Genomic DNA, 4,858 nt, shown 5'->3' with positions numbered 1-4,858 from the left:
ATGCGGCCTTCGCGGTGCAGGCATTGGCGCAGGCCCGCGAGGTCGATCCGGCAACGCCGGAGATCAACGCATTCGCCGAACGCCTGCGCGGCGTGCAGCCACTGCGTTGAACGGTGCCGGTGGAGTCCGGAGACCGCTCAGGCCAGGAAGACGCGCTCGACCGTGACGCGCGCGGCATCCAGCGAAAAATGCTGCGCGATATTGCGCAGGCTGTTGTTGGACAGCTGCTGCCATAGCGCCTGGTCGCCATACAGGCGCACCACTGCGGCGGCAAACTCGCGCGCACCATCGGCCACCAGTACATCTTCGCCGTCACGCAGATACATGCCCTCCACCGCGCAGGTCGTGGCCACCACCGGCTGGCCATGGGCCATGCTCAGGTTGATCTTGCCCTTCACGCCGGCGCCGAAGCGCAGCGGCGCCACCGAGATCCTGCCGCCGCTCATGTACGGCGCCACATCCGGCACATAGCCATGCACGTGCACTCCCGGACAGGTGGCGGCCAGCGCATGGATCTGCGCCGGGACATCGGCACCGATGCAGTGGAAATCCACCTCGGGCAAGTGTTCGCGGATCAGCGGGAATACCTCGCCGATAAACCACTGCATCGCATCCAGATTCGGTGGATGGCGGAAGCCGCCGACGAAGACCAGATCGCGGCGCTGGCTCCAGTCCAGGCCATGGCCAGCGACCTCATGCAGGTTGGACAGCAGTTCGACCTTGACCTGGGGCGCATCGGTGGCGAGCTGTTTTCTCTCCGCATCGCTGACCAGCAAGGTCACGTCGGTGGCCGCCATCACCGCCAGTTCGCTGGCGCGGGTGCGTTCGGCACTGCGCACCAGGCGCAGATCCCGCGCCAGTTCGGCGCCACGCCGCTCGCGCAGGTAATGCAAGTCCACCGTGTCGAACACCGTGCGCGCCTGTGGCGCGAAGCGCTTCACCAGTGGCAGGCACTCGTGGGCGAGGTGGTAGCGCACCAGCATCACCACCGCGAAGCGCTCTCCATGGCGCTGCAGCCAGCTGCCTACGCCTTTCAGAAACGGTGCATGCCAGACTTCCACACCCAAGGCCTGCAACGCCTCGGTGGCCTTGCCGCCATGCTCGCCCCGGGTTGGAACAAAGACCACGTGTGCACCGCCGGCCAGCAGCATACGGATCAGGTTGAACTGGCGCAGCGAGGCCGAGTCGCGGTCGGGCTGCGGTACCGATTCGTCCAGGATCAGGATCTGCCGCTGCCCGCGGTGCAGCAGGGCCGGCGAAGGAACGCTTCCGACCGGCAGCTGCCCGCGCAGGGCGTCGCGCCACTTGTCCGCGAACACCTTCTGGTTGCGCACCTGGTAGGCCTTTACGCCGCTGCCGGTATCGGTACCGTTGCTGGTGCCTTCGTCATGCACGACACGGCTGGCCGGCTGCACCAGGACGCGGTAGCCGGCCGCGCGGACCTGGAAGGCCAGGTCGGTATCTTCGTAATAGGCCGGCGCGTAGCGGGTATCCAGGCCACCCAGTTGCTCGAACAGCGCGCGCGGCAATGCCAGCGCCGCACCCGAGCAGTAGTCGGCATCGCGCAGGCTGATGTAGCGGGGGTCTTCGGCCGATTCGAAGCGGCCATAGCTCCAGCAGCTGCCGTCATCGAAGACCACGCCGCCGGATTCCTGCAACCGTCCATCCGGATACAGCAGCTGGGCGCCGACCAGACCGGCCTCGGGCACGGTCTGGAACGTGGTCATCAGTGCATCCAGCCAGCCGGGTTGCGGCACCGTATCGTTGTTCAGCAGCACCACGTACTGCCCGCGGCTCAGCCGCAGGCCATCGTTGCAGGCCGCGATGAACCCTCCGTTCTGAGCGCGCACGTGATACCGCAGGCCTTCGATCTGCGGCATCCAGTCAGCGGTTTCATCGCTGCTGCCATCGTCGATCACCAGGATCTCGCAGGGGGTTGCCGGCGGATGGGCGGCCAGCGCGCGCAGGCAGGCCAGGGTGTGCCGGCAGTGGTTGTAGACCGGAATGACGATGCTGGCGACGGGCTGGTCGCTGGCAGGGACGGTGAACGGTGCAAATGGGACTGTGGCGGGGGCGAACAGCGGTTCCCGGCGTGGCACGGGTTGACGACGGGTATGCACCCCGACCCGGTGCAGTGTGGCCTTCCAGCCACGGGTACGCAGGCTGGCCAGACCGCGGCGGATCAGGCCGATGACGCGATTGATGTGGTAGCGCGCATCGGCCAGGGACATCGACATTCCGTTGGAACTCCAGCTTAAGCAGGGAAGGGTGTATCGCCGCGCCGCAGGACATGGCTGCGTTAGACTCGCCTCAACCTACATTCTCGCATTCCTGTGCCACGACGCTACGATTCCGACATGCTGGACGACGATACCGGCGGCAATGGTCCCCTGTGGCGCCAGCGCCTGATCACCTGGGGAATGGCGGCAGTCGCGCTGGGCCTGGGTTTCCTTATTCCCTATACGGCGTATCTGAACACCCAGGTGACGCAGCGCTTCGGCGAGCTGCGCTGGCAGATTCCCACCCGCGTCTACGCGCGACCGCTGGTGCTCAGCCCTGGCCTGGCGATGAATGCCAACACGCTCAAGACCGAGCTGGCCGCGTCCGGCTACCGGGATGACGGCGCGGGCACCAGCCCGGGCACCTACCGGGTGGAGGGCGGCAGTTTCCGCATTTCCAGCCGCGGCTATGTGGATGTGGATGGCCGCGTGGCGCCACGCCAGGTGACGGTGGCGGTATCCGGCGGGCAGGTGGCGTCGCTGCGCGAGGCCGATACGCGCAAGGCGCTGAAGGTGGCGCGGCTGGATCCGGCGCGGATCGCCACGTTGTACGGTCAGAAGCAGGAAGAGCGCCGGCTGGTGCGCCTGGCCGATGCGCCGGAGCTGCTGGTCACTGGCCTGCAGGCGGTGGAAGACCGTGATTTCAACCGCCATCACGGTATCGATATCAGCGGCATCATCCGCGCGGTCTGGGTGATGGTGCGCTCTGGCGGACAGAGCCGGCAGGGGGCCAGTACGCTGACCCAGCAGCTGGCCCGCAGCGGCCTGCTCGGAATCGGCAAGGAGCAGACGCTCACCCGCAAGTTCAACGAGGTGCTGTACGCGCTGATCATGGAGGCGCGCTATGACAAGGCCACGATCCTGGAGGCCTACCTCAACCAGGTTTACCTGGGCCAGCGTGGCAGCCAGGCCATCCATGGTGTGTCCTCCGGTGGCGAGTTCTGGTTCGGCCGCGATCTCGGTTCGCTGACCACCGAGCAGGTGGCGTTGCTGATCGGGCTGGTGAAGGGGCCGTCCTATTACGATCCGCGCCGCAATCCCGAGCGCGCGCTGGACCGCCGCAACTTCGTGCTGGGCAAGCTGCACGAAAGCCAGCTGATCGACGATGCCGAATACCAGCGTGCGCTGAAGGCACCGCTGGGCGTGTCCAAGACCCCGGGCATCGCCGCCGCCAACCGGTTCCCGGCCTACATCGACCTGGTGCGTCGCCAGCTGGGCAACGACTACCCGGAAAGCGTGCTGCAGGGCGCCGGGTTGAACGTGTTCACCGGCATGTCGCCCTCGGCGCAGGCCTATGCCGAAGGTGCCGTGGGCCACACGATCAAGTCGCTGGAAAACAAGCGCCGTCCCGAATTGCAGGCCGGGCTGGTGGTCACCGATGTGCACAACGGTGACGTGCTGGCGGTGGTCGGCAGCCGCGACGTGTCCGAACCGGGTTTCAACCGCGCCATCGAGGCGCATCGTCCGGTCGGCTCCCTGCTAAAACCGTTCGTCTACCTGCTGGCATTGGCGCAGCCGGAGCGTTTTTCGCTGGCCAGCTGGGTGGATGACTCCCCGGTGACGGTGAAGCTCAGCCGCGGCCGCAACTGGACGCCGAACAATTCCGACAACCGCAGCCATGGCACGGTGCGTTGATCGATGCGCTGGCCCGCTCCTACAACCAGGCCACGGTGCGGATCGGTATGCAGGTCGGGCCGGAGCGGTTGACCCAGCTGATCCACGTGCTGGCCGGGCTCAAGGCCGACTCCAATCCGTCGGTGATCCTTGGCGCGACCGACCAGAGCCCGTATGGCATGGCCCAGCTGTACCAGTTCCTGGCCTCCGGCGGCGAGATCCAGCCGCTGCATGCGGTGCGCGGTGTGGTCGATGCGCAGGGCAAACTGCTCAAACGTTACGACAAGAGCCCGGCGCCCGCCCAGGAAGGCGACTCCATCGCCGCCAACCTGATCAGCGTGGGGCTGCAGCAGGTGGTGTCCAGCGGTACCGCTGCCGGGCTCAATGCCGACGGACTGGGGCGGCTGCATCCGGCGGGCAAGACCGGCACCTCCAACGATGGCCGTGACAGCTGGTATGCCGGTTACACCGGTGACCATCTGGCGGTGATCTGGATGGGCAACGACCAGAACGAGCAGACCGGCCTGTACGGCGCCTCGGGCGCGATGCGGGTGTGGTCGGGCATCTTCCGCAACCTGCCCAGCGCGGCGTTGCGGGTGAGCAACAAGGGGCTGGATTGGCAGTACGTGCAAGCCGAAGGCAGCAACGCTACCGACGAGGGCTGCCCGGGGGCCCGTCGCTTACCGTTCGTGGCCGGATTCGCGCCGCAGTACGTGCCCTGCACCGTGCCGGAAGCGGCGCCTCCGGCCGAAGAGCAGGCGCAAAGCGGTGGTTGGCGCAGCTGGTTCGGGCTCGACCGCAAAGAGCCGGAGCCGGCCTCCACGCCCGCTTCAGAAACGCCTGCGCGATAATGATGACCATGAATGGCATGTCTTTGATCCGCTCTGTACTGGTTGTTTCGGCGACCTCCCTGCTGCTCAGCGCCTGTGTGAGCGCGCCCTCGGCGCCGCCGGTGCCGCCTCGAC

At 66.8% G+C, this 4,858-nt stretch carries 1 protein-coding gene and 1 pseudogene; one reads left to right on the top strand and one right to left on the bottom strand.

Going from position 1 to position 4,858, the window contains the following annotated elements:
- Window positions 1–137: 137 nt before the first annotated feature.
- Window positions 138–2,237 (bottom strand): glycosyltransferase, encoded by a 2,100-nt coding sequence (locus JCM9942_RS10960; protein WP_054659643.1) that lies wholly within the window; start codon window positions 2,235–2,237, stop codon window positions 138–140.
- A gap of 96 nt (window positions 2,238–2,333) precedes the next feature.
- On the opposite strand from JCM9942_RS10960, the pseudogene mrcB reads away from it, so the two are divergent.
- A pseudogene (mrcB, locus tag JCM9942_RS10955) lies at window positions 2,334–4,744 on the top strand (penicillin-binding protein 1B).
- Window positions 4,745–4,858: the final 114 nt, after the last annotated feature.

It is taken from the genome of Stenotrophomonas pictorum JCM 9942 (assembly GCF_001310775.1).
GTDB lineage: Bacteria > Pseudomonadota > Gammaproteobacteria > Xanthomonadales > Xanthomonadaceae > Stenotrophomonas > Stenotrophomonas pictorum.
This window is presented reverse-complemented; position numbering and strand designations above follow the sequence as displayed.

Bases quoted from the DNA above. Each gene is read 5' to 3' on its own strand.
- JCM9942_RS10960 (WP_054659643.1), bottom strand. From the start codon at position 2,237: ATGTCGATGTCCCTGGCCGATGCGCGCTACCACATCAATCGCGTCATC.